General features: G+C 72.2%; 22 protein-coding genes. 8 read left to right on the top strand and 14 right to left on the bottom strand.

Annotation, left to right across the window (positions count from 1 at the left end):
- Window positions 1–2: 2 nt before the first annotated feature.
- Together AB0C16_RS25110 and AB0C16_RS25115 are read right to left on the bottom strand one after the other, a co-directional pair.
- Entirely contained in the window at window positions 3–1556 is a 1554-nt protein-coding gene (locus AB0C16_RS25110) for an MFS transporter (RefSeq protein WP_357686346.1), read from the bottom strand.
- A gap of 89 nt (window positions 1557–1645) precedes the next feature.
- On the bottom strand, window positions 1646–2860 hold the full coding sequence (locus AB0C16_RS25115) for an MFS transporter (protein WP_357686347.1): 1215 nt from the start codon (window positions 2858–2860) through the stop codon (window positions 1646–1648).
- A 161-nt stretch (window positions 2861–3021) separates the two neighbouring features.
- Here AB0C16_RS25115 and panB point away from each other — a divergent pair, with 161 nt between their 5' ends.
- Window positions 3022–3852, top strand: coding sequence for a 3-methyl-2-oxobutanoate hydroxymethyltransferase (panB, locus tag AB0C16_RS25120; RefSeq protein WP_357686348.1), 831 nt, complete (start codon window positions 3022–3024; stop codon window positions 3850–3852).
- 55 nt (window positions 3853–3907) lie between these two features.
- Here the strand turns inward: panB and AB0C16_RS25125 are convergent, their stop codons facing one another.
- The 3 genes from AB0C16_RS25125 to AB0C16_RS25135 are packed head-to-tail and all read right to left on the bottom strand — an operon-like array spanning window position 3908 to window position 6237.
- Complete coding sequence (locus AB0C16_RS25125; protein ID WP_357686349.1) at window positions 3908–4933, bottom strand: threonine/serine dehydratase; 1026 nt, start codon at window positions 4931–4933, stop codon at window positions 3908–3910.
- The gene (locus AB0C16_RS25130; RefSeq protein WP_357686350.1) at window positions 4933–5061 is read right to left on the bottom strand and encodes a hypothetical protein; all 129 of its coding nucleotides are present in this window, start codon (window positions 5059–5061) and stop codon (window positions 4933–4935) included. The genes AB0C16_RS25125 and AB0C16_RS25130 overlap by 1 nt, the downstream gene beginning before the upstream one ends.
- A gap of 3 nt (window positions 5062–5064) precedes the next feature.
- A complete protein-coding gene (locus AB0C16_RS25135; RefSeq protein WP_357686351.1) occupies window positions 5065–6237 on the bottom strand; it encodes an aminotransferase class I/II-fold pyridoxal phosphate-dependent enzyme in 1173 nt (390 codons plus the stop codon).
- A 60-nt stretch (window positions 6238–6297) separates the two neighbouring features.
- Between AB0C16_RS25135 and AB0C16_RS25140 the strand changes: the two genes are divergently transcribed.
- Together AB0C16_RS25140 and AB0C16_RS25145 are read left to right on the top strand one after the other, a co-directional pair.
- Complete coding sequence (locus AB0C16_RS25140; protein WP_357686352.1) at window positions 6298–7734, top strand: PLP-dependent aminotransferase family protein; 1437 nt, start codon at window positions 6298–6300, stop codon at window positions 7732–7734.
- A gap of 58 nt (window positions 7735–7792) precedes the next feature.
- Window positions 7793–8479, top strand: a complete 687-nt coding sequence (locus AB0C16_RS25145) for an alpha/beta hydrolase (RefSeq protein WP_357686353.1) — start codon at window positions 7793–7795, stop codon at window positions 8477–8479.
- Between the two features lie 188 nt (window positions 8480–8667).
- On the opposite strand, the gene npdG is transcribed toward AB0C16_RS25145, so the two are convergent.
- Both npdG and AB0C16_RS25155 read right to left on the bottom strand, forming a co-directional pair.
- Window positions 8668–9321 (bottom strand): NADPH-dependent F420 reductase, encoded by a 654-nt coding sequence (npdG, locus tag AB0C16_RS25150; protein WP_357686354.1) that lies wholly within the window; start codon window positions 9319–9321, stop codon window positions 8668–8670.
- A 126-nt stretch (window positions 9322–9447) separates the two neighbouring features.
- Window positions 9448–10590, bottom strand: a complete 1143-nt coding sequence (locus AB0C16_RS25155) for a lipase family protein (RefSeq protein WP_357686355.1) — start codon at window positions 10588–10590, stop codon at window positions 9448–9450.
- Between the two features lie 192 nt (window positions 10591–10782).
- On the opposite strand from AB0C16_RS25155, the gene AB0C16_RS25160 reads away from it, so the two are divergent.
- Window positions 10783–11361, top strand: coding sequence for a hypothetical protein (locus AB0C16_RS25160; protein WP_357686356.1), 579 nt, complete (start codon window positions 10783–10785; stop codon window positions 11359–11361).
- Window positions 11362–11386: 25 nt separating this feature from the next.
- Here the strand turns inward: AB0C16_RS25160 and AB0C16_RS25165 are convergent, their stop codons facing one another.
- Window positions 11387–12328: a LysR family transcriptional regulator gene (locus tag AB0C16_RS25165; protein WP_357686357.1), complete on the bottom strand. Its 942-nt coding sequence runs from the start codon at window positions 12326–12328 to the stop codon at window positions 11387–11389.
- A gap of 73 nt (window positions 12329–12401) precedes the next feature.
- On the opposite strand from AB0C16_RS25165, the gene AB0C16_RS25170 reads away from it, so the two are divergent.
- Window positions 12402–12653, top strand: a complete 252-nt coding sequence (locus tag AB0C16_RS25170; protein WP_357686358.1) for a hypothetical protein — start codon at window positions 12402–12404, stop codon at window positions 12651–12653.
- 296 nt (window positions 12654–12949) lie between these two features.
- Here AB0C16_RS25170 and AB0C16_RS25175 read toward each other — a convergent pair whose 3' ends face one another.
- Window positions 12950–13135, bottom strand: a complete 186-nt coding sequence (locus tag AB0C16_RS25175; RefSeq protein ID WP_357686359.1) for a hypothetical protein — start codon at window positions 13133–13135, stop codon at window positions 12950–12952.
- A gap of 23 nt (window positions 13136–13158) precedes the next feature.
- Here AB0C16_RS25175 and map point away from each other — a divergent pair, with 23 nt between their 5' ends.
- Complete coding sequence (gene map / locus AB0C16_RS25180) at window positions 13159–14007, top strand: type I methionyl aminopeptidase (protein WP_357686360.1); 849 nt, start codon at window positions 13159–13161, stop codon at window positions 14005–14007.
- On the opposite strand, the gene AB0C16_RS25185 is transcribed toward map, so the two are convergent.
- The 5 genes from AB0C16_RS25185 to AB0C16_RS25205 all read right to left on the bottom strand — a co-directional run bounded on the left by AB0C16_RS25185 (window position 13994) and on the right by AB0C16_RS25205 (window position 20334).
- Entirely contained in the window at window positions 13994–14383 is a 390-nt protein-coding gene (locus AB0C16_RS25185; RefSeq protein WP_357686361.1) for an ATP-binding protein, read from the bottom strand. The genes map and AB0C16_RS25185 overlap by 14 nt on opposite strands.
- A gap of 195 nt (window positions 14384–14578) precedes the next feature.
- Window positions 14579–16558, bottom strand: coding sequence for a cytochrome c oxidase assembly protein (locus AB0C16_RS25190; RefSeq protein WP_357686362.1), 1980 nt, complete (start codon window positions 16556–16558; stop codon window positions 14579–14581).
- Window positions 16555–17172, bottom strand: a complete 618-nt coding sequence (locus AB0C16_RS25195) for a copper resistance protein CopC (protein WP_357686363.1) — start codon at window positions 17170–17172, stop codon at window positions 16555–16557. Before AB0C16_RS25195 ends, AB0C16_RS25190 begins: the two co-directional genes overlap by 4 nt.
- Before the next feature lie 44 nt (window positions 17173–17216).
- Window positions 17217–18500, bottom strand: a complete 1284-nt coding sequence (locus tag AB0C16_RS25200; protein WP_357686364.1) for a helix-turn-helix domain-containing protein — start codon at window positions 18498–18500, stop codon at window positions 17217–17219.
- Between the two features lie 352 nt (window positions 18501–18852).
- Window positions 18853–20334 (bottom strand): helix-turn-helix domain-containing protein, encoded by a 1482-nt coding sequence (locus tag AB0C16_RS25205; RefSeq protein WP_357686365.1) that lies wholly within the window; start codon window positions 20332–20334, stop codon window positions 18853–18855.
- A gap of 93 nt (window positions 20335–20427) precedes the next feature.
- On the opposite strand from AB0C16_RS25205, the gene AB0C16_RS25210 reads away from it, so the two are divergent.
- Both AB0C16_RS25210 and AB0C16_RS25215 read left to right on the top strand, forming a co-directional pair.
- On the top strand, window positions 20428–22644 hold the full coding sequence (locus AB0C16_RS25210; protein WP_357686366.1) for a molybdopterin cofactor-binding domain-containing protein: 2217 nt from the start codon (window positions 20428–20430) through the stop codon (window positions 22642–22644).
- A 17-nt stretch (window positions 22645–22661) separates the two neighbouring features.
- The gene (locus AB0C16_RS25215; RefSeq protein ID WP_357686367.1) at window positions 22662–22895 is read left to right on the top strand and encodes an EF-hand domain-containing protein; all 234 of its coding nucleotides are present in this window, start codon (window positions 22662–22664) and stop codon (window positions 22893–22895) included.
- Window positions 22896–22953: the final 58 nt, after the last annotated feature.

Here is a 22953-nt window from a genome sequence, read left to right on the forward strand (position 1 = left end):
CCTCACCCTACCGCCGCCGTTTCCTTGGCCGGCGCCTGCTGGGCCGGCCGCGCCTTGCCCGGCATCCACTTGGCCACCACGGCGACGCCGAGCAGCGCGATCACGGCCGACACCACGGCTGTGACGTGCATGCCGCCGATGAACGCGGCGAAGGCGGGCTTCATCAGGGCCTGTCCCTGCGCGCCGAGCGCCTCGGCGGCGCCCGCCGTGGCCATGATCGACTCTCCGGCGGCGTGCCGGGCGCCGGGCGGCAGCACGGACAGAGCGGGTGCGATCTCGCCACGGTAGCTGGAGGACAGCACCGAGCCGAGCACGGCCACGCCGAGCGCGCCCGCGACCTGGCGCACGGTGTTGCTCATGGCCGAGCCGACGCCGGCCTTCTCCCTGGGCAGCGACTCCATGATCGCGGTGGTGGCCGGCGGCATGATGTTGGCCATCGCGGCGCCCTGCACGAAGAAGATGATCTCGATCAGGACGATCGGGGTGTTCTGGTCGAGGAAGGCGTAGCTGCCCAGCGCCGCGGTGATCACGATCATGCTCACGGTGGACGACAGCTTGGCCCCGAACCGCTCGTTCACCCGCTGGCTGAGCGGCGCGAAGATGAGCTGAGCCGCCGCGAACGGGATCATCAGCGCTCCCGCCTGGATCGGGCTGTAGTCGAGCACGATCTGCAGGTAGAAGGTCAGGAAGAACATCCCGCCCATCATCGCGAAGAACACGATGCCGACCATGCCGATGGCCGTGCTGAACCTGGGGTTGGCGAAGTTGCGCACGTCGAAGGCCGGGTGGTCGCTGCGCCGCTCCCACCAGACGAAGGCCGCCAGCACCGCCAGGCCGAACAGCGCCGGGACGTAGACCTCGGGGCTGGTCACGGTGGCCAGCTCGCCGCCGCGGATGATGCCGTAGACCACGGCGACCAGGCCGACGATCGAGAGCAGCACGCCGACCGGGTCGAGCCTGGACGGCTTGGGGTCACGCGACTCGGGCACGACCCTGGCGATGAGGATCACGCTGACCACCACGATCGGCACGTTGATCAGGAAGACCGAGCCCCACCAGAAGCGCTCGATCAGCAACCCGCCCGTGATCGGGCCGATCGCGATCGCCAGGCCCACGCCACCGGCCCACACGCCGATCGCCTTGCCGCGCTCGCCGGACGGGAAGACGTTGGAGATGATGGCCAGTGTGGCCGGCATGATCGCGGCGCCGCCGATGCCCATCGCCGCCCTGGCCAGGATCAACTGCGTCGGATCCTGGGAATAGGCGCTGGTCAGCGAGGCCAGCCCGAACAACACCATGCCGATGAAGAGCATCCGCTTGCGGCCGGTGCGGTCGCCGATCACGCCGAAGGTGAACAGCAGCCCGGCGAACACCAGCGTGTAGGAGTTGATCGCCCATTCCAGCTCGCTCTGCGTCGCCCCCAGGCCCTGGACCGGGTCGGCGATGGTCTTCATCGCCACGTTGAGGATCGTGTTGTCGAGCACGACCGCCAGCAGGCTGAACACCAGCACGCCGAGGATCGCCCATCTCCTCGGGTGGCCCTGTGTCGCGTCCATGAGAACACCTTAATTTCGATACGGGGAAGTTTCGCAACAGAACCGTATCGCAATGGTTTTCGATACGCAACGGTGCCGTTTCGTAAGGGTCAGGTTGCCGTGACCGGCTCCAGCCCCTGCTCCCTGACGGGCTCGGCCACCGGCGGGCGCCGCCGCCAGAACGGCAGCGCGAGCGCCACCATGGCCACGCCCACCAGCCCTGCCGTGACGAACGCCCAGACGGCGCCATGGGAGTCGATGATCGCTCCGGCGATGGGCGCGGAGGCCGCGCCGCCGATCAGCAGGGCGGTGCCGTGCAGGCCCATCGCCTCGCCACGGGCCCCGGAGGGCACCCAGCGACTGACCGCCTCGACCGTGGAGGACAGCGCGGGGGCGCAGAGCAGCCCGGCCGGCAGCAGGGCGAGGACCAGCCATCGCCAGTCGCCGCCCGCCAGCCCCACGGGCACGGTCAGCGCGCCCATGAGCCCGATGAGCAGCAGGGGCGAGAACCCGCGGCTCAGCCCGCCGTAGAAGAAGCCGCCAAGCAGGGAGTAGAGGCACCAGATGGCCACGGCGAGCCCGATCCACGCGGTCTGCCCACTGTGCTCCATGGTGCCGACCAGGGCGAGCTCGGTCGCGGTGAGCACGAACGTGGCCGCGCCCACGGTGCCGAGCAGCGCGACCATGCCCGGCGTGATCCACTGCCGTCGCGGCACCCGCACCACGGGCTCGCCGAGCTCCTCGGCCGAGCGGATCGGCGGGTTGAGGAGGATCAGCGCCAGGCCGGAGCCGGTCAGGCCGACCGCGATGATCATCATCGTCGGGCCGCCGCCCAGGATGGTCACGCCGGCCACGGCCAGCGCCGGGCCGGTCATGTAGGAGAGCTCGACCAGCATCGAGTCGAGCGAGAAGCCCATCCGGCGCTGCTCCAGGGGCACCACGGCGGCCAGGCACTGCCTGATCACGCCGAAGACCGGCAGTCCCAGCAGCCCGGCGACCGCGGCCGCGACGACCAGCACGGGATAGGGCAGCGCCCAGGCGCAGGACCAGAACGCCGCCTGCGCCCCGGTGGTGACGACCAGCACGGGCCGCAGCCCGTGCCTGTCGACGAACCTCCCCGACAGCGGCGAGCCGACGGCCATGCCGATCGTGCTCGCCATGGTGACCAGCCCGGCCCGGCCGAAGCCGAGCCCCATGCCGTGGGCGACGTGCAGCGTCAGCGCCATCCCCGTCGCGGTGGCCGGGACGCGCGCGAGCAGGCCCACCAGCAGCAGAGCCCGGACACCGGGGAGCCGGAGCAGGAGCCGGTAAGGTTCGATTGCCATGGTGATTGCTTACCTCCTCGCATATTCTGGCAGTCGGCGCCGACAGTTTCGCCCATGGTTTTCGCGGGTGGCATCAGCGGATGGCATCGGCGGGTGGCATCATCGGAGGGGTCCGGGGACGCCACAGGGGCGCCTCGAGACTTTCCCTGGAGGGTCCACCCATGTCCTCTTCCACCACGCTGTACGGCGGCGCCGGCGGGCGCAGGCTCACCGTCCGCGACATCGCGACGGCCAAGGCACGCGGCGAGCGATGGCCCATGCTGACGGCCTACGACGCGATGACGGCCCGCGTGTTCGACCAGGCGGGCATCCCGGTCCTGCTGGTCGGCGACTCGGCGGCGATGGTCGTCTACGGCTACGAGTCCACGGTGCCGGTCACCGTCGACGACCTGCTCCCGCTCACCGCGGCCGTGGTGCGGGGCTCGTCGCGCGCCCTCGTGGTGGCCGACCTCCCGTTCGGCTCCTACCAGTCGTCACCGGCGCAGGCCCTGGAGACGGCCGCCCGCTTCATGAAGGAGGCGGGCGCGCACGCGATCAAGCTGGAGGGCGGCCGCCGCGTCGTGCCCCAGGTCGAGGCGCTGGTCGCGGCGGGAGTGCCGGTCATGGCGCACCTCGGCCTGACCCCGCAGTCGGTCAACACCCTCGGCGGCTACCGGGTCCAGGGACGCGGCGAGTCGGGCGACGAGCTCATGAAGGACGCCAAGGACCTGGAGCGGGCCGGGGCGTTCGCGGTGGTGCTGGAATGCGTGCCCGCCGACCTGGCCGAACGGGTCACGGCGTCGCTGTCCATCCCCACCGTCGGCATCGGCGCCGGCCCGGCCACCGACGCGCAGGTGCTGGTCTGGCAGGACCTCATGGGCCTGACCCCGCATCCGGCCAGGTTCGTCAAGCGGTATTCGGGGCTGGCCGCCGAGCTGGACCGGGCCGCCCGCGCCTTCGCCGCCGACGTCACCACCGGCGCCTTCCCGGCCCCGGAGCACACCTACGAGTGACCCCGCCACGAGTGATCCCGGCCGGCCGCGTCCCCGCGAAGGGGGTGCGGCCGGTTCAGGCCAGGGTGCCCGGGTCGGTGTTGGACCCGCACACCATGATCGCGACCCGCTCGCCCGGGGCGGGCGTGTACGCGCCCGACAGCAACGCGGCGTAGGCGGTCGCGCCCGCGTGCTCGGCCGCCACGCGGTGCCGTTCCCAGAGGGCACGCCGGGCCGCCGCGATCGCGTCGTCGGGCACGAGCAGGCTCCGCACCCCCGCGCGGGAGCAGATGTCGAAGGCCAGTCCGCCTATCCGGGTGGCGCCGAGGGCATCGGCGGCCACCCCTCTCACCGGGACCGGCACCGGCCGCCCCGCCTCCAGCGCGTCGTGCAGGGTCGGGATCAGCTCCGGCTCGACGGCCACGACCCGCGTCGCCGAGCCCCCGGACGCGCCGGTCGCGGTCGCGGTCTCGGATGTGGGTGCGGGCGCGGGCGCGGGTGTGGGTGTGGGTGCGGGTGCGGGCGTGAGTGTGGGTGCGGGTGCCTCCGGGCCGCGCACGCCGAGGGTGATGCCGGAGACGAAGCCGCCGCCGCCCACGGCCACCAGGACGGTGTCGACCCCGCCCGTCTGCTCCACCAGCTCCAGCCCGGTCGTGCCCTGCCCGGCGACCACCTCGGGCTGGTCGTAGGCGTGCACCTCGAGCGCGCCGGTCTCGGCGGCGCGCTTGGCGGCGGCCTCCGCGGCCTCCGAGTAGATGGCCCCGCCCTGGGTGATCTCGGCGCCCAGCGCGCGCAGCCCGGCGAGCTTCACTGGGCTGGTCACGTCGGGCACGAAGATCTCGGCCCGGATCCCCAGCGCGCGGGCCGCGTAGGCGACGGCGAGCCCGTGGTTGCCGCCGCTGGCGGCGATCACCCCGCTCGGCGGCGGCGCGCCGGCGGACAGGATCCGGTTGAACGCGCCGCGCACCTTGAACGATCCGGAGTGCTGGAGTTGCTCGAGCTTGAGGAACAGCCCCGGCGAGATCTCGAGCACCGGCGTGCGCAGCACGTGACCGGCGATCCGCCGGGCGGCGCCCACCACGTCCTTGTACGTCACCGACATCACAGCTCCCCCTCGATCGCCCGTTTGAGATCGGCTATCCGCGCCTCGTCGCGCCGGTAGAACACCCACTGCTTGACGCGTTTGCCGTGGATGAGCCCGGCGCGCTCCAGGATCTTCAGCGTTCCCAACCTCTATGTCAACGCCTGCTCGATGTCGGCCCAGAGGTCCTCGGGGTGCTCGATGCCCACGGCGATGCGCACGGTGCCCTCGCCGATGCCCTGCCCGGCCAGTTCCTCCGCGCTGAGCGCCCGGTGGGAGGTGGTCGCGGGGTGCAGGACGAGCGTCTCGACGCCGCCCAGCGAGGGGGCCAGCAACGCCAGCCGGATCGAGGCCATGAACCTCTCCCCCGCGGCCCGCCCGCCGGCCAGGTCGAACGAGAACACGCCGCCGAAGTCGGTCAGCAGCTTGCCGGCCAGCTCGTACGACGGGTGCGACGGCAGGCCGGGCCAGTGCACCGCGGCCACGGCGGGGTGCTCGGACAGCCGGGTGGCGATCAGACGGGCGTTGGAGCAGTGCCGTTCCATCCGCAGCGCCAGGGTCTGCAGGCCGCGCAGCGTGAGCCAGGCCGCGAACGGGTCGGCCGTGACGCCCAGCTCGATCGCGAAGTGCCAGGCCTTGCGATACAGCTCGTCACCGGCGAAGACGGCGATGCCGCCGAGCACGTCGGTGTGCCCGGACAGGTACTTGGTGGTGGAGTGCAGCACGATGTCCGCGCCGTGCTCGATCGGGCGGCAGAGCATGGGCGAGGCGAACGTGTTGTCCACGACCGAGACGAGCCCGGCCTCGCGGGCCGCCGCGCACATCCCGGGCAGGTCGGCCACCTGGGCGATCGGGTTGGCGATGGTCTCGAGGTAGACGAGCTTGGTCTCGGGCCGCACCGCGTCGCGCAGGGCCGCGGGATCGTCCTCGGACACGTAGTCGACCGCGATGCCGAACCTTCCGGCCAGCTCGTTGATCACCGTGGCCGTCCCGCCGTACAGGGGCTTCTGCGCGATGAGGTGGTCGCCCGGCTGGAGCAGGCCGAGCAGCACGGCGTTGATCGCGCCCATGCCGGAGCCGGTGGCGAAGGCCGCGGCCCCGCCCTCGAGGTCGGCGATCGCCGTCTCCAGCGAGCGGACGGTGGGGTTGGTGAAACGGCCGTAGACGAACGGGCCATCGGGGCGTCCCATGGCGTCCGCCATCACGGCGGGATCGTCGAACACGAATCCGGACGTCTGGTAGATCGGCACCGCGATCGGGCGGCTGCCCTCGATCGGCGGCTGCGGCAGGTGGACGGCGCGAGTTTCCGGACGGAGTTCACTCATAACGTCAAGGATGTCCCTCAAAAGCACCCAATGTCAGATCCAATGACGCAAAATTGGTCCATGAATGGGTCCAATGTGGACGACCTCGTCGACCTGCTCGGCCGCTGGGCGTCCGGACGGGGGCCGCTCTACCTGCTGCTGACCGCCCGCCTGCGGGCGCTGATCGACGACGGCGTCCTGCATCCCGGCGAGCCGCTGCCGCCCGACCGGGTGCTGGCCGGGCGGCTCGCCGTGGGCAGGGGCACCGTGGTCGCCGCCTACGACCTGCTCCAGCAGGAGGGGCGGGTGGTGCGCCGGCAGGGCAGCGGCACCCGCGTCGCCGACTGGGACCTGCCCGCCACCCGCGCCGGCGACGGCATCGCCGCCAACCCGCTGCTGCTGCACATCCTGAACCCACCGGACGGCGTACGGCTGCTGACCTGCGCCGCGCCGGACGACCCGCCGCCCCAGCTGGCCGAGGCCTACCAGGAGGCGATCGGGCGGCTGGCCGGCCTGCGCGACCTCGGCTACCAGCCGGCCGGCAACCCCGCCCTGCGCGAGGTCCTGGCCGCCTACTACCGCGACCGCGGTCTGCCCACGACCGCAGAGGAGATCGTGGTCACGACCGGCGCGCAGCAGGCGCTCACGCTGCTGGCCGGGGCGCTGATCCGGCCGGGCGACACCGTGCTGACCGAGTCGCCGACGTACCCGGGCGCGCTGGAGGCGTTCAGGCACGCGGCGGCGGCCGTCCGCCCGGTGAGCATGGAGCCGCGGGCGCTGGCCGCGTCGATGCGCGAGCGTCCCGCGCTGGTCTACACCGTGCCGACCGCCCGCAACCCGACGGGCTCGATCATGGACGCGGCGACCCGCAGGCGGCTGGCCGCCCTGGCCGGGGAGCACGACGTGCCGCTGATCGACGACGAGGTCTGCGCCGAGCTCTGCTTCACCGGCGAGACCCCGCCGCCCGTGGCCGCCTACACCACCGGCGAGCAGGTGATCACGGTCGGCTCGCTGAGCAAGCTGGTCTGGGGCGGCATGCGGCTGGGCTGGATCCGCGCCCCGGTCCCGCTGGCCTCCCGGCTGGCCCGGCTGCGCGCCGTACACGATCTGGGCGGCGAGGTGATGAGCCAGTTCGCCGCCGTCGCGCTGCTCCGGCGGCTGGACGAGATCAGGCGGGCCCGCGTGGACACGCTGCGCGCGCGTCACGACCACCTCTGCGCCGAGTTGCGCGCCCACCTGCCGTCCTGGACGTTCGAGCCGGCCCTGGGCGGCCAGACGCTCTGGGTACGGCTCCCGCGCGGCGAGGCCGGCTCCTTCTCCCAGGTGGCCCTCAGGCACGGGGTGGCGGTGCCGCCCGGCCGCTCCTTCGACCCGCTCGGCGGGCACGCGGAGTACACGCGGCTGCACTTCCTGCTCCCCCGTGAGGAGCTGACGCGGGCGGTCGCCGAGCTGGTGAGGGCGTGGGAGTCCTACGACGGCGTGCGGCGGCCCGCCTCCCGGCACACGCTGATCGTCTGACGTCCGCCGAGAGCTGACAGCGCTCCCGGCGACCGGCCGGTTGCGCGAGGCTGGAGGCATGAAGGCGACGTTCGTGCTCGTGCACAGCCTGTCCGTGGGCCCGTCGACGTGGGAGCCGGTGGCGCGCGCGCTGGAGCGCCGGGGCCACGCGGCCGTGGTGCCCGACCTGACCGGCGTGGCCGGCGGCGGGCCTCCCTACTGGCCGCGGGTGGTGGAGGCGGTGCGCGCGGCGGCGCCCGAGACGCCGATCGTGCTGGCCGGGCACAGCAACGCCGGGCTGCTCCTGCCGGTGATCAGGGAGGGGCTGGGCGAGCGGGTGGTGTCGTGCCTGTTCGCCGACGCGCACCTGCCGCCGGCCAGCGGGCTGGTCAGGGTCGCCGAGGAGGGGTTCCTGCCGTTCCTGCGGGAGCTGGCCGATGAGTCCGGGGTGCTGCCGCGCTGGACCGACTGGTGGAGCGAGGAGGACGTCGCAGCCCTGCTGCCCGACCCGGCGACACGGGCGCGGGTGATCGAGGAGCAGCCCCGGCTGCCGCTCGCCTACTACACGCAGCCCATCCCGATCCCCGCCGGGTGGGACACGGTCAGGTGCGCCTGTCTCTGGTACGGCCCGCCGTACGACACGGTGGCGGAGGAGGCGGCGCGGCGCGGCTGGCCCGTGCTGCGCACACCCGGCCGGCACCTTCACCAGGTCGTCGACCCGGAGGGAGTGACCGACGCGCTGCTGAAGCTCTCGCGCACGTCGTGAATTCCTCACCGCCGCCTCACGACGGACCCCGGCATGGTCCGGACTACCGCCTCACGACGGATCCCGGCATGGCCCGGCGCTCGCCCCGCCCGGCCGCCTCGACGTGCTCTTCCTCGACGAGCCGCCCGGCGCCCGGCGCGAGACCGGCGCCATCCGCGTCGCCGAGGACGCCGGCCGGCTCTGACCGCTCAGATGTCGGTGACGCGGATGCCTGCGTGGGCCTTGTAGCGGCGGTTGATCGAGATGAGGTTGGCCGTCAGCGCCTCGACCTGGGCGGCGTTGCGCAGGCGGCCGCCGTAGACGCCCCGCACGCCGGGGATGACCGCGGCCAGCGCCTGCACCAGGTCGGTGGCCTCCCGGTCGTCGCCGAGGACCAGCACGTCCAGGTCCACCTTGTCCACCGAGGGGTCCATCAGCACCACGGCCGACACATGGTGGAAGGCCGCCACCACCCGGCTGTCCGGCAGCACGGCGGCGGCCTGCTGGGCGGCGCTCCCCTCCTCGACCGGCAGCGCGAAGGCGCCCTGCTTGTCGAACCCGAGCGGGTTGACGCAGTCGATGACGATCTTTCCGGCCAGCTCCGCGCGCAGCGACTCCAGCAGCGCCTTGTGCCCGTCGTACGGCACCGCCACGATCACGACGTCGGCCTCGGTGGCGACCACCGCGTTCTCCGCGCCGCGCGCGCCGGACCCGATCGAGTCGGCCGCCTCCTGGGCCCGCCCGGCGCTCCGCGATCCGATCAGCACCGGATGTCCCGCCAGCGCGAACCGCCGCGCCAGCCCCTTCCCTTGATCGCCAGTGCCGCCGAGGATGCCGATGGAAAGCCCGTTCACGTCAGTCATAGGCGGCATCATGCCATCCCGCCCCATACCCACCCCCACGCCACCCCCACCTGACATCCCTGCTCGGGCAGCGTGCGCCCGGCCCCGGCGGGTCCGCGAGGGGCATGCCGAAGCCGGGCGGCGCGGTCAGCAGTTGCCGAACGCGGGCAGGCCGAGGATGCGCAGGGTCAGCCATTCGACGGCCGGCGGCCCTCCCTCGATCGCGCCCGTGACGTGGTCGGGCGCGGGGAGCGACAGCCAGCGGGTGTTGACACCGGCACGGCAGTACTCCGAGCGGAGCGTGGCGCCCACCGCGTAGGGGATGATCTGGTCGCCCGTGCCGTGGTAGAGGAACATCGGCACCCGCGGCGGGGCGGACCCGAGGCGGTTCTCGGCCAGGCGGGCCAGCCACTTGGGCTGGTTCAGCAGGTCCACGGGGCTGAGGTCGGAGAAGCGGAGCCCGGCGAGCTTGTCCAGGTCGCCCACGCAGTCGTCGGCGGCGTCGGCGAGGAGGGCGCGCCCGCGCTCGTTGAGGTCGGCGACGAGGTCAAGTTCGGGGTAGGCGGCGTCCAGGCCCACGCCGGCGGCCGCGGCCAGGCCGAAGTCGGGCGAGCCGTCGAGATGGTCGGCGACGGCGTGCAGATCGGCGGGCACACCACCCGCGGCGACGCCCTTCAGCCGGAGTTCGGGCGCGTACGACGGCTGTAGCTGCGCGGCCCAGGCGGCCGAGGCGCCGCCCTGCGAGTAGCCCATCACCGCGACCGGCGCGGTGGCGGAGAGCCCCGAGCCGGGCACGCGCGCGGCGGCCCTGATCGAGTCGAGCACGGCGTGCCCCTGCGAGACGCCCGCCATGTATGTGTGCGGACCTGGCGTGCCGAGCCCTTCGTAGTCGGTGATCGCCACGGCGAAGCCCTTGAGCAGGAACATGCTGACGAACGCCAGTTCCGCCTCCTGCCCCTGGCTCATGCTGACCGAGGGGGCGCACTGGTCGCCGAGGCCGTGGGTGCCGACGGCGTAGCCGATGACCGGCCGGGCGCCCAGCAGGTATCGCGCCTTGGGCACGAGCAGGGTGCCGGACACGGCGTTGAGCGAGCCGGTCGCCGAGGTGGAGCGGTAGAGCATGTGCCAGGCGTTGACCGGGACCTCCAGCAGCTTGCCCGGCAAGAGGTAGACGGTGGTCGGCTGGGCGGACACCACCTCCCCCGCCGCGGCCGCCCGCGCCGGAGTGGTGACGAGGGACACGATCAGTAAGAGGATCATGGACATGCTGACGCGGACACGTAATCTCATGTGCCGCCCCTCTCCGGGGATGGATCACATTGGGACGGCGGCGCCGCGAGCCGATCGTTACCCGGCGGTAACCTCCTGTCAAGGCCCGGAATGACACCGAAACAAACCGGATGTCAGACAACGCCACCGTACGAGACCCCCGGACGTCGCGAACCGGTCACCACGGCCGCGGCCATCGTGCACCATGGGGTGGTGGATCCAGGATCTGTGGCCCTGCTGCGCGAGCTCATCGCCGAGACGGGGTGGGTCGAGCGCACCCGGGAGTTCGGCCTGGCACTGCGGGCCACCCGATCCCCCGGCGGCCTGCTGCTCGTGGGCACGCCCGACGAGGAGCCCTGGCACCTGACCGCCCACCTCGACGACGAGGCGCGGCTGTCGGGCCTGCCGCAGCTCGCCCCCACGCTCGTCCGCTGGGAGCCGCCCGCCGGCGCGCCCCCTCACCTGCGGGTCGGGCTCGACCGCATCCACCGGGCGGGGCGCGGGGAGACGCTGTTCGTGGTGGCCGAACACCAGGCGCCCGTGCCGCTGCTCGAACGCGTCGACGACGCCCGCCGTACGGGGGCCACGATCCTGGCGCTGGACGGCGGCCACACCGAGCTGGCCGGGCTGGCCCACGACACGATCGCCGTGCCGGCGAGCGGGCCCGTCACCTTCGACGCCGCCCAGCACCTGGTCAGCGCGGCCGCCGGTGAGCTGCCGCAGCGCCCCGGCCTGCGCGAGCGGCTGGCCCGCCTGCTGGAAAGGGTCAGCGGGCCCCACGTGAACGACTGACCCGCGACTTCACAGAGCGGGCGCGTCAGAGGGGCTGGAGGTGGGCGACCAGGGTGGCGTCGAGGGCCGCCGTGGCGTCCTCGATCGCGCCGATCACGACCGCCTGCACGGGATCGGGCTGTCCCGACCGGGTGCGGCTGATCCGCGTCACGGCGTCCAGCCGGCGCGCCCCCACGTCGCGCAGCTCGCTGACCCGCACCTCACCCCCGGGCACGTCGAGCAGGGCCAGCGCGGGCACGATCGCCACCCCGTGCCCGGCCGCCACCAGAGCCAGCGCGGGCCCGAACTCCGTGATCACGTGCACCTTGCGCGGCTCGAAGCCGTGCAGCCCGGCGAGCCGGTCGAGCGCCTGCCCGCACGCCTGGCCGGGCTCACCGGCCACCCACGGCACCTCCGCCAGATCGGCGACCGAGCGCGGCGGATCGGGCCAGTCCGGAGGCATCACGATGCGGTACTCGTCGACGTAGAAGGCGTGGGTGGCCAGCGAGGGCTGGGCGAGCACCGGCAGGCTCATGTCCTGCTCGGTGATCAGCACGTCGACGGCGCCGAGCCTCAGCTCCTGGAGCGCGGGCGGTCCGTACACCTCGTGGATGATCGGGGTGATCTGGGGGTGGCGGGCGGCCAGATCGCGCAGGGCCGGCACCAGCATGTGCTTGATCACCGTGGGGAAGGCGGCGATCCGCACGGGCCCCGCCAGCCGTTCGGTGAAGCGGGTGAGCTCGCGGCGCGCCTCGGCCAGCTCGTCCTCGACCCGCTCGGCGTAGCCGGCGAGCACCCGGCCGGCCGGGGTGAGGGAGACGCGGCGCTGGGAGCGGTCGATGAGCGCGAGCCCCACCTCGCGCTCCAGCTGGGCGAGTTGCTGCGAAACCGCGGAGGGTGTCAGGTAGAGCGCTTCGGCCGCTCGCATCACCCCGCCGCGGCGGGCGACCTCGTGCAGCACCCGCAACCGCCGGGGGTCGATCTCCATGCAGGTGAGCTTACGCCCTCATTTAGATTTCGTTATTTGCGCTTTAGCGCAGGACATTCGGACAATGGCCCACATGGATCTCCTCCTCGACGCCATCGGCTGGCTGGGCGCGGGCCTGCTCGTGATCGGCTACGGCCTCATCTCGACCTCACGGCTGTCCGGCGACAGCGTCGCGTACCAGGTCATCAACCTCGTGGGCTCGATCACCCTGATGGCCAACAGCGCCTACAACGACGCCTGGCCCTCGGCCGGCCTCAACCTGGTCTGGGCCGCGATCGGCGTGGTCGCCCTGGTCAAACTCGTCCGGATCGGCGCCGCCCGGTGATCGTCGAGCTGAGTCACCGCATCGTGGAGGGCATGGGCATGTTCCACGTCCCGGTCTACGCGGTCGCCCCCTGACGGAAGGATCCGTCCCCGAACGAAAGGGACAGTCCGCCGAACAGAGGGCCTCAGAACCTAGGCCCGCCGAACAGAGAACCCCCCGAACCTAGGCCCGCCGAACAGAGACCCGCCGAACAGAGGACCTCTCAAGGAGGGGCCTCCGAACAGAGGCCCCTCGAATCGAACACAGGGCCTTCGAATATGGAGCCTTCGAGCCTGAGATAGCCGCCTGGACTGGGGTCAGTCGTCGTCCTGGTCGGCCTCTTCCCACGCCTTGTTGCGGTCGGCGGCGCGTTGCAGGGCGCCGGCGGCCTCCTGCTCGCTCGCGTAGGGACCCATCCGGTCCTTGTTGGGGCACCCCTTTTCGGGCTCGACCCGCATGTGCTTGAGACAGAACCACCACTGGCCATCGCTCACGAGGCTCATTCTGCCCCGTAGACTCGTGTTTCATGACGACACTGCTCCAGCCAGGGCGAGTTTCGCCCATCCGAAAGGTTCCCGCCCACATCGAGCGGCCGGAGTACGTCGGCAAGAAGCGCCCCAAGATCGGCGAGTCCGACGTCAAGACCCCGGAGACGATCGAGCTGATGCGCGTGGCGGGCCGGATCGCCGCGCAGGCCCTCGAAGAGGTCGGCAAGCACGTCCAGCCGGGCGTCACGACCGACGAGCTCGACCGGATCGGCCACGAGTTCCTCATCGGCCACGGCGCCTACCCGAGCACGCTCGGCTACAAGGGCTACCCCAAGTCGCTGTGCACCTCGATCAACGAGGTGATCTGCCACGGCATCCCCGACGACACCGTGCTGCACGACGGAGACATCGTCAACGTCGACATCACCGCGTTCATCGGCGGCGTCCACGGTGACACCGACGCCACGTTCCTGGTGGGCGAGGTCGACGAGGAGTCGCGACTGCTGGTGGAGCGCACCCATGAGGCCATGATGCGGGCGATCAAGGCGGTGGCCCCGGGCAGGCAGCTCAACGTGGTGGGCCGGGTCATCGAGGCCTACGCCAAGAGGTTCGGCTACGGGGTGGTGCGCGACTTCACCGGTCACGGCATCGGCACGACGTTCCACTCCGGCCTGATGGTGCCCCACTACGACGACCCGTCGCTGCGGGTGGAGCTGGTGCCGGGCATGACGTTCACGATCGAGCCGATGCTGACGCTGGGCACGATCGACTATGACATCTGGCCCGACAAGTGGACCGCGGTGACCAAGGACCGCAAGCGCACGGCGCAGTTCGAGCACACGATCGTGGTGACCGAGACGGGCAGCGAGATCCTCACCCTCGCCTAGGCACCACGCCGGTGACGGTGGTGCCCTCGCCCCGCACGCTGTTGACCGACAGGCTGCCACCGACCTCGGCGAAGGCGGCCCGCATCCGCGCGATGCCCCGCCCGGCCCTGTCCGTGACGAACCCGGAGCCGTGATCGCTCACCGTCATGCGCAGCCCGCTCCTGCCGACGGTCACCGCGATCGACACCGCCTCGGCGCCGCTGTGCAGCTCGACGTTGGCCAATGCCTCGCGGATGACGGACAGGACGGCCTGCGCGATGCGGGCCTGCACGTCGGTGGCGGGCAGCGCCCAGATCTCCACGCGGATGCCGGTGCGCTCGGACCACTCCGTCAGATCGGTCTCGAGCGCCTCGGCCAGGCTTCGTCCCCCACGCATGCGTGTCTCTTTGGACAACTCAACTCGCCTTCCTGAGCACCCGAGCACCACCGGCAGCCCCACCTCCGCGTGGTGCGCGATCCCCCCGTGAACTGCGCACGCGGCTGTGGGAGTGATGCCCGTCTCCCCTTCAGGCAAGGCTACCTGGCCGCTGGGAGACGCGTTGCCGGCGGTTACGTTGCCCTTGCCATCCGGCTACTCTGCCTTGTCGGCACGGTTGAGACGGGCGAGATAGGCGTTGTAGGAGGCGAGCTCGGGGTCGCCCGCGCCGCTGCGGTCGGCCCGGCGGTCGGCCCGGCGGCCCTGTCTCTCCTCGTCCTTGTACCACTGCGCGGCGATCGTCAGCAGCACGATGAGCGTCGGGATCTCGCCGAACCCCCACGCGATCGCCCCGCCGTTCTGCTGCTCCTGGAGCAGCGAGTCTCCCCAGGTGCGGCCCAGCTGTTCGTACCAGCCGGACGCGATCAAGCTGCCCGTCATCATCAGCGCCACCCCGAAGAACGCGTGGAACGGCATGGTGACGAAGAGTGTCAGGAGCTTGCCGACGTAGGGCAGGCGGTGCGGCGCGGGGTCGATCCCGATGATGACCCAGAAGAACAGCGAGCCGCTGATCAGGAAGTGCAGCGTCATCCAGATGTGCCCGAGGTGCTCCTCCATGGCCGAGGCGAACAACGGCGTGAAGTAGAGCGCGTAGGTCGAGGCGATGAAGATGGCGGTGGCGATGCCCGGATGCCCGACGAACCGGACGAACCTGCTGTGCAGGATGGTCATGAGCCACTCGCGCGGCCCCCGGTCGCCGCGCCTGACGGCCGGCCGGAGCGCGCGCAGCGCGAGCGTGACGGGCCCGCCGAGCACCAGGAAGATCGGCACGATCATGGACAGCGTCATGTGCTCGATCATGTGCACGTCGAACATGACCTTGGCGTAGCGGGCCAGGCCGCTCTGGGTGGCGAAGACCAGGATCACCACGCCGACGAACCACGACACGGTGCGCCCCAGCGGCCAGGAGTCGCCCCGCCTGCTGAGCCTGATCACCCCGGCGGCGTAGAGGCCGGCCAGGGCGGCGGCGACCAGCGCGAAGAACAGGTCGAGCCACCAGAGGGAGAAGATGTTGGCCAGCGTGATCGGCGGCGGCATCGTGAAGCCGAGCAGGCTGAAGGCACGGTCGGCGGGCAGGACGACCAGCGGCGGCGCGGTGCGGGAGAGCGCGACGGCCAGGCCCACGGTGGCGAGCATCAGCAGCGCCTCGCCACCGGCCAGCCGCGCGAACGCGCGGGGCCGGCCGGCCTCGAGACTCACCAGCGTGCGCTGCCGGTGCCACCAGCCGACGTAGCCGAGCAGCACGAACGCGACGATCTTCGCCACGACCAGCACGCCGTAGGACGACGTCCAGAGGTCGGACAGGTTGGCCAGCCGCGCGACGACGCTGAAGACTCCGGACAGGCCGACCCCGATGTAGCACCACAGGGCGAGCCTGGAGAACCTGGCCGCGGCGATGTCCAGCCGCGGCAGCCCGCGCACGGCGTGCAGCGCGACGACGACGAGCCCGCCGACCCACAGGGCGAGCGAGAGCAGGTGCAGCGACAGGCCGGAGGTGGCCAGGTCATGGTTGGGCGAGGAGGCGGAGTGGCCGGTGAGCGCCGGCGGCATCAGCGTCACCAGCGCGAACACCAGCAGGCCCGCCGACGCGCCGGCGGTGATGGCGCCGCGCGAGAACAGGGCGATCGCCATCGCGAACAGCACCACGAGCGTGAGGGCGATGCCCTGGCTGGTCTGGGTGGCGTAGCTGGTCAGGTAGTTGCCGCCGGTGAGCACCTGGACGACCGGCTGGCCCCACGAGTCGGCCACGCCGAACAGCAGCGTGAGGAAGGCCGCGACGGCCCAGGCCAGCGCGGTCCACGAGGCGGCCTGCACGTGGCGCAGCGCGGTGCGGTCGAGCACGCCCTTGTCGTTGGGCAGCAGCGCGGTGGCCATCAGCAGCAGGCCGACGGTGAGGACCCCCGCCACGTCCATGGAGAGTTTGGACAGCGGCAGCCCCCACCGAGTGATCACGCCGGCGTCGGGCAGCCCGGCGATGATCCGGGGAAAGGCCGCGCCTCCTGCGATCATGGCGATCACCAGGCCGGCGACGGCGGCGACGGCCGCGCCGAGCGCCAGACGCGCGGCCCTGGTCACGGCTTCTTCTTCCGCATGCTCAGCAGGAAGCCGACACCGATGCCGGCCAGCGCGCCGACGACGACCAGCAGCCAGACGGGGAACGCCGTCGAGGGCTGCTCCTGCGACGCCGCCCGCGTGGCGTCCGGCTGCGTCTCCTGCCCGGCCGTCGGCTCGGCCGAGGGCTCAACCGACGGCGAGGTCACGGGCGGCGCCGACTGCTGCGCCGCCGGCTCGGCGGACGGCTCCGAAGACGGCTCGGCGGACGGTGGGGCGCCCTTGACGGCGAACGGGATCTCGCCTTCCACCGGATGACCGTCGGAGGAGACGACGCGGTAGGCGATCGTGTATTTCCCGTCGGGCAGAACGCCCCTGAGCTGCTGCTTCACCACCGAACCGTCGGTCGCGGGGGCTCCGAGCTGGTGCTCGGCGCCGTCCGCGCCACGGACGATGACGAACGGCATGCGGACCTTGGCGGTGAACTCGAGCGTGACCTCGTCGATCGTCTTGACCGTGGCGTCCTTGGCCGGGTCGCTGCGCTTGAGCGCGTCGTGTGCCAGGGCGGGCACGGCGGCGCCGATCACGAGCAGGGCGGCGAAGGTCGCGGTGAGGGCCGCGAGCAGGGTTCTCTTCATGGCACCCCCAGGCTACCGACGCCGCCACCCGGTCCGGGACTCAGTCACAGCCCGGCGCAGGCCAGGGCTCGTTGGTAGGCCTCCACGGCGCCGTCGGCGTCGCCCAGCTGCTCCATGGTCTCGGCCGCGGCGTACCACGTGCCGGCGGTGCGCCGGGAGTCGGGCAGCGGCGTGAGCCAGTCGCGCACCGCGCCCAGCTCGCGCTCGGCCGACGGCAGGTCGCCGAGCCCACCGTAGGCGCGGCTCAGCAGCAGGTGGGCCTCGGCCTCCAGGGCCCGCGCCGTGGTCGGCAGCAGCTGCTGACCGGCACGGCCGTGGCTGATCGCCCGCTCGAGGTTGCCCGCCATGATCTCGACACGGGCCAGCTCGACCTGGGTGTTGGCCCGGTCGAGGGTGCTCGCCGACGTCTGCGCCAGCTCCTGCTCGGTCCGCAGCAGCACGCTGCGGACCTCGTCGACGGCGTCGGGGCGGACGCGCAGCTTCAGGGTCGCGTAGGCCACGCGGGTGCGGGCGAGGCTGCGCGGCTGGCCGTTCTCCGACTGGATGGCCAGTGCGCGCTCGGCGAAGCTCAGCGACTCCTCGCCGTGACCGGTGCTCTCGGCCACGACGGCGGCGTTCCAGCAGGCCGCGACGACCGACCTGGGGGTGTTGAGCATCTCGGCCGCGTTGAGCAGCTCGGCGGCGAACTGGCGGGCGCGCAGCAGGTCGCCGCTGTGCAGGTAGGCGATGAGCAGGGTCGCGCCGAGCTCCATCAGCCCGTCGGACCAGGCCGGCCGCGCCGAGCCGCCGAGGATCGCCTCGCCGACCTTGACCGCCTCGCTCAGCCGGTCGCTCTGGCGGTAGACGCGGCACAGGGCGATCGCGATGTCGATGTGGCGCTCCGGGCTGAGCTCCTCGGCCCGCAGCCGGTTGAGGACGTCGATCGCCTCGTCGAGCTCGCCGCACGCCTCCATGGCCAGCGCCAGCCCGAACTCGGTGTCTTGACGGAGAGACGTGAGACCGGTCAGATTGTTGTTCGCCAGCAGCTCACCGAAACGGGTGCGGGCCTCCCGCACCTCACCGTTCTCGAGCGCGAGCCTCGCGTAGCCGAGCGCGAGTTCGATATCCTCCAGCTGCTCGGCGGTGACTCCGTTGAGGAGATAGGAGAGCGAACAGTCCAGCTTTTGAGCCAGCAACTCCAGGACGGCCGGAGTCGGGGTACGCTTGCCACTCTCGATCAAGGAGACGTAGCTGTCCGACAACTCTGGGTGTGCGAGCTGTGCCTGAGACAGTCCACGCTGCCGCCTTACCGTCTTGATACGGAGTCCGACCAGGTCAGATGTAGTCACAGCTGCTACTCCCTGAGATGATTACGTCCGAACATCACATAGGCGAGGGAGAACCCCCATGCGCACGCGCATTGCCTTGTCCGTAGTAGGCACGATTCTCACGGCCGTGGTGGCCGTAGGAGGTAATGCTACGACCGCGATGGCCGACTCGTCTCCTGTCGCGCCTCCGATGGCGACATTCGAAGTCCCTTCCTGCTGCTAGTCCGCGACCGTCCGCGCGCTGACGGTCGCGGACCATCCACACGAAGGTCCAGCCGGGTGCCGCAACGGCGCGGCCTCCGGGTGGGGCCGCTGTCCAGCGTCCCCTGCTCCTCCCGTTCCTGACAGGTGTGCTCGCCGCGCGAGCCTTCGGTCAGCCGGCTCGTAGCGCCAGGAAGAAGTCCACCCTGTCCGCCATCGCCGACAGGTCCCTGCCGGTGAGGTCCTCCACTCTCCTGATCCGATAGCGGACCGTGTTGACGTGCACGTGCATCCGCTCGGCACAAGCGTTCCAGGAGCCCGCGCAGTCGAGGAACGTCCCCAGCGTCCGCACCAGCTCCGACTGGTGCCGCCGGTCATAGTCGACCAGCGGCCCCAGCAGCCGCCCGGCGAACGAACGCCGCACGTCGCCCGGCACCGTGGCCAGCAGGAGCGCGTGCGTGTAGATCTCGTCGCTGGTGACCACGCCTCCTGAGCGGGCCTCGGCCAGCCTCCTGGCGTGACCGGCCTCCTCGACGCCTCCCTTGATGGCCGCCGCGCCGGTCAGTTCGCCGCTCAGCCCGACGCAGACGTGGCCGTCCGGCAGCGCCGACAGGACCTCGACGCCGTGGCGCAGCCGCTCCGCCAGCCCGGCGACGGTCGTGCCGCGCAGCGGCACCAGCGCCACCGCGCCGTCCGCGCCCGCAGCCGCGACGACCTCGCGGCCCAGCAGCTCCTCCGCCACCGGGCCGCCCAGCGCCGCCGGATCGGGCCCGCGGCCGGCGCCCACCCGTGGCACGGTGACGTGCGCCACCGCGTACGGCTCGGTGGCGCCGATGCCGCAGGTGCGCAGCCCGGCGTTGAGCTCGGCCGGGTCGGCCCCGGTGAGGGCGGCCATGACGAGCCGCTCGGCCAGGCGCCGCTCGACCCGCCGCCCCTCCTCCATCCGGCTGCGTTCGAGGGCCACGCAGGCGGCCAGCTCGTAGCCGAGGTCGGCCCGGTCCATCAGGTCGCCGTCGCAGGCCAGGACCCAGCCCGCCGCCCGGTGGCCGCTGCCGACGCCGAAGACCGTGTGGCGCCCGGCCGGGCAGGGCAGCCGGGAGGCGGTCAGGTAGGCCCGCGCGAGCCGTGCCGGATCGTCCACGGCGCCGACGATCACCTCACCGGTGGCCGACAGCACCGCGCCCGTGATGCCGAGCTCGGCGGCGGTCAGCTCGAACAGCTCCGGCAGGCCGGCGCCCTCGGCGACGGCGGCCACGAGCCTGCGGTGGCGGCCGAGCGCGTCGCGCACGTCGCCCGTCAGGCGTGGCGCGGCGAGCTCGGCGATCGTGCGGAAGGAGACCTCGGTGGGCACGTCGAGGAGCGGCAGCCCGGCCTCCTCGCAGGCCGAGACCACGTCGGCCGGGATGTGGCCGAGCCGGGCCCGCCCCGCGCCGAGGGCGGCCACCCCGGCCTCGACCAGCGCGGCCACGAACCGGGCGGAGTCGGCCGGCGTGTGCCGCCACATCAGGCCGGTGAGCACCAGCTCGCCGCCCGACAGGTAGCGCCCGGGCTCGGGCAGGTCGGTGATGTGCACGGTGTGGAACTCCCGGCCGGGGTCGCCGGTGAGCAGCGTGAGGCTGAGCTCGTCGGCGGCCAGCAGGTCCCTTATGCGCACTTGGAGGAATATACAAGGCGGCCCGTCAAGTGCTGACCCCGATTTCACTCCACGCGCATAGGCCGGCCTGCCCGCCGGTGCTCTACTCGAAGGATGACCGAAACGGCGAGTGCGTCGCGTCAGGACGTCGGCGCGAGCGCGCGGCGTCCCGACGCGACGCTCAAGGTGACGGGCGAGTTCGCCTACGCCTCCGACCTGTGGCTCGACGGCATGGTGTGGGGCGTGACGCTGCGCAGCCCGCACGCCTCGGCGTGGATCCGGTCGATCGACATCGGGCCCGCGCTGGCCATGCCGGGCGTGCTGGCGGTGCTCACCCACGAGGACGTGCCGGGCGAGAAGCACTACGGCCTGGAGCTGAAGGACCAGCCGGTGCTCGCCGTCGACCAGGTGCGCTACCAGGGCGAACCGGTGGCGCTGGTGGCGGCCGAGCATCCGGAGACGGCGCGCAGGGCAGCGGCGGCGATCGTGGTCGAGTACGAGCCGCGCGAGGCGGTGACCGACCCCCGCGAGTCCACGCGCTTCGTCAGGCGGCAGCCGGTCCGGGTGGGCGACACGTTCGAGGCCGACGTCGTGGTGACCGGCGAGTACGAGGTCGGCATGCAGGACCAGGCGTTCCTGGGACCGGAGTCGGGGCTGGCGGTCCCGGCCGAGGACGGCGGCGTCGACCTCTACATCGCCACTCAGTGGCTGCACGTGGACCGCGACCAGCTCGCGCCGTGCCTCGGCCTGCCGCCGGAGAAGGTGCGGCTGACGCTCTCCGGGGTGGGCGGCGCCTTCGGCGCCCGTGAGGACCTGTCGATGCAGGTGCACGCCTGCATGCTGGCGCTGCGGCTGAACCGTCCCGTGAAGATCGTGTACGGCCGCGAGGAGTCGTTCTTCGGCCACGTGCACCGCCATCCCGCGTGGATGCGCTACGAGCACGGCGCCACCCGGGACGGCAGGCTCGTGTACGTCAAGGCCGACATCCTGCTCGACGGCGGCGCCTACTGCTCCTCGTCCCCGGCGGTCGTGGGCAACGCCGCCTCGCTGGGCGTGGGGCCGTACGAGGTGCCGAACGTGCGGGTGGTGGCGACCGGCGTCTACACCAACAACCCGCCGTGCGGCGCGATGCGCGGGTTCGGCGCGGTGCAGGCCTGCTACGCCTACGAGTCGCAGATGGACCGTCTCGCCGAGGCGTGCGGCCTGTCGCCGGTCGAGATCCGGGTGCGCAACGCGGTGTCGCAGGGCTCGGCGCTGATCACCGGCCAGGTGATCGACTCGCCGGCGCCGCTCGCCGACATGCTGCGCGAGCTCGAGGCGATGCCACTCCCAGAGCCACTCCCCGGCTCCCTGCCCGGGTCGCCACCCGAATCGCTGCCCGGGTCGCTGCCCGCCTCCGCCGGGACGGACCTGCGCGCGCTGCCGGGCGGCGTCTCCCAGACCACCCACGGCGAGTCCGTACGGCGAGGCGTCGGCTACGGCGTGGGCATCAAGAACATCTGCTTCTCCGAGGGCTTCGACGACTACTCGACGGCCAGGGTGCGGGCCGAGCTGGTCGGCGGCGAGCCGCACGTCACCGTGCACACCGCGGCGGCCGAGGTGGGACAGGGCCTGGTGACCGTCCAGGCCCAGATCGCCCGCACCGAGCTGGGCGTCCAGGACGTGACCGTGGCCACGGCCGACACGACGGTCGGCTCGGCGGGCTCGTCCTCGGCCTCCCGGCAGTCCTACGTCACCGGCGGCGCGGTGAAGGCGGCCTGCGAAGCCGTACGGGCGCGCTTCGCGGGGCTGCCCGCCCGGGAGGCGCTGGAGAAGTTCGGGCCGATCGAGGAGACGCGGGAGTTCCGTCACCGGCCCACCTACCCGCTGCATCCCGAGACCGGGCAGGGCGACTCGCACACCCAGCTGGCGCTGTGCGTGCACCGGGCGGTGGTGGACGTGGACGTGGAGCTGGGCCTGGTGAAGGTGGTCGAGCTGGCGGCCGTCCAGGACGTGGGCAGGATCCTGAACCCGCGGGCCCTGGAGGGCCAGATCCACGGCGGGTCGGCGCAGGGGCTCGGGCTGGCGCTGATGGAGGAGATCCGGCTGCGTGACGGGCGGGTGCTGAACCCGTCGTTCACCGACTACCTCATCCCCACCATCCTCGACATGCCGCCGATGGTGATGAAGATCCTGGAAAATCCAGACCCCGCCGCGCCGTACGGGCTGCGCGGGGCCGGCGAGCCGCCCACGCTGTCGTCCACGCCCGCCATCGCGGCGGCGGTACGGGCGGCGACGGGCCGTAAGTTGACGCGCGTTCCCATCAGACCGGAAGATATCGCCCTGGTTTGACGAACGGGGAGGATCCGATGAGCGACGCACGCGAAGCGGCCAAGGCCGAGTTCGAGCGGTTCGACAGCGACGGCGACGGCCTGCTGACGGCCGCCGAGATCAGGCAGGTCAACCTGGCGCTGGGCACCCAGGGCGCGACCACGGAGGAGATCGAGGCGTTCATCGCCACGGCCGACCGCGACGGAGACGGGCGGATCGGGCTGGAGGAGTTCGCCGCCCTGGTGGGCGGCGGCCGGCACGAGAAGGCGTGATCATCTCTCCCTCCGGGTAGGACCTGCGGCGATTCCCCCTGACCGCGAGGGGGGATCG

This window comes from Nonomuraea sp. NPDC048916 (genome assembly GCF_040649575.1).
GTDB lineage: Bacteria > Actinomycetota > Actinomycetes > Streptosporangiales > Streptosporangiaceae > Nonomuraea.

Excerpts from the sequence above, each read along its gene's own strand:
- AB0C16_RS25115 (WP_357686347.1), bottom strand. The coding sequence starts at position 2,860 with ATGGCAATCGAACCTTACCGGCTCCTGCTCCGGCTCCCCGGTGTCCGG.
- map (WP_357686360.1), top strand. The coding sequence starts at position 13,159 with ATGACGACACTGCTCCAGCCAGGGCGAGTTTCGCCCATCCGAAAGGTT.
- AB0C16_RS25135 (WP_357686351.1), bottom strand. The coding sequence starts at position 6,237 with ATGAGTGAACTCCGTCCGGAAACTCGCGCCGTCCACCTGCCGCAGCCG.
- AB0C16_RS25110 (WP_357686346.1), bottom strand. The coding sequence starts at position 1,556 with ATGGACGCGACACAGGGCCACCCGAGGAGATGGGCGATCCTCGGCGTG.
- AB0C16_RS25195 (WP_357686363.1), bottom strand. The coding sequence starts at position 17,172 with ATGAAGAGAACCCTGCTCGCGGCCCTCACCGCGACCTTCGCCGCCCTG.
- AB0C16_RS25140 (WP_357686352.1), top strand. The coding sequence starts at position 6,298 with ATGAATGGGTCCAATGTGGACGACCTCGTCGACCTGCTCGGCCGCTGG.
- npdG (WP_357686354.1), bottom strand. The coding sequence starts at position 9,321 with ATGACTGACGTGAACGGGCTTTCCATCGGCATCCTCGGCGGCACTGGC.
- panB (WP_357686348.1), top strand. The coding sequence starts at position 3,022 with ATGTCCTCTTCCACCACGCTGTACGGCGGCGCCGGCGGGCGCAGGCTC.
- AB0C16_RS25125 (WP_357686349.1), bottom strand. The coding sequence starts at position 4,933 with ATGTCGGTGACGTACAAGGACGTGGTGGGCGCCGCCCGGCGGATCGCC.
- AB0C16_RS25175 (WP_357686359.1), bottom strand. The coding sequence starts at position 13,135 with ATGAGCCTCGTGAGCGATGGCCAGTGGTGGTTCTGTCTCAAGCACATG.
- AB0C16_RS25165 (WP_357686357.1), bottom strand. The coding sequence starts at position 12,328 with ATGGAGATCGACCCCCGGCGGTTGCGGGTGCTGCACGAGGTCGCCCGC.
- AB0C16_RS25185 (WP_357686361.1), bottom strand. The coding sequence starts at position 14,383 with ATGCGTGGGGGACGAAGCCTGGCCGAGGCGCTCGAGACCGATCTGACG.
- AB0C16_RS25145 (WP_357686353.1), top strand. The coding sequence starts at position 7,793 with ATGAAGGCGACGTTCGTGCTCGTGCACAGCCTGTCCGTGGGCCCGTCG.
- AB0C16_RS25170 (WP_357686358.1), top strand. The coding sequence starts at position 12,402 with ATGGATCTCCTCCTCGACGCCATCGGCTGGCTGGGCGCGGGCCTGCTC.
- AB0C16_RS25210 (WP_357686366.1), top strand. The coding sequence starts at position 20,428 with ATGACCGAAACGGCGAGTGCGTCGCGTCAGGACGTCGGCGCGAGCGCG.
- AB0C16_RS25215 (WP_357686367.1), top strand. The coding sequence starts at position 22,662 with ATGAGCGACGCACGCGAAGCGGCCAAGGCCGAGTTCGAGCGGTTCGAC.
- AB0C16_RS25155 (WP_357686355.1), bottom strand. The coding sequence starts at position 10,590 with ATGAGATTACGTGTCCGCGTCAGCATGTCCATGATCCTCTTACTGATC.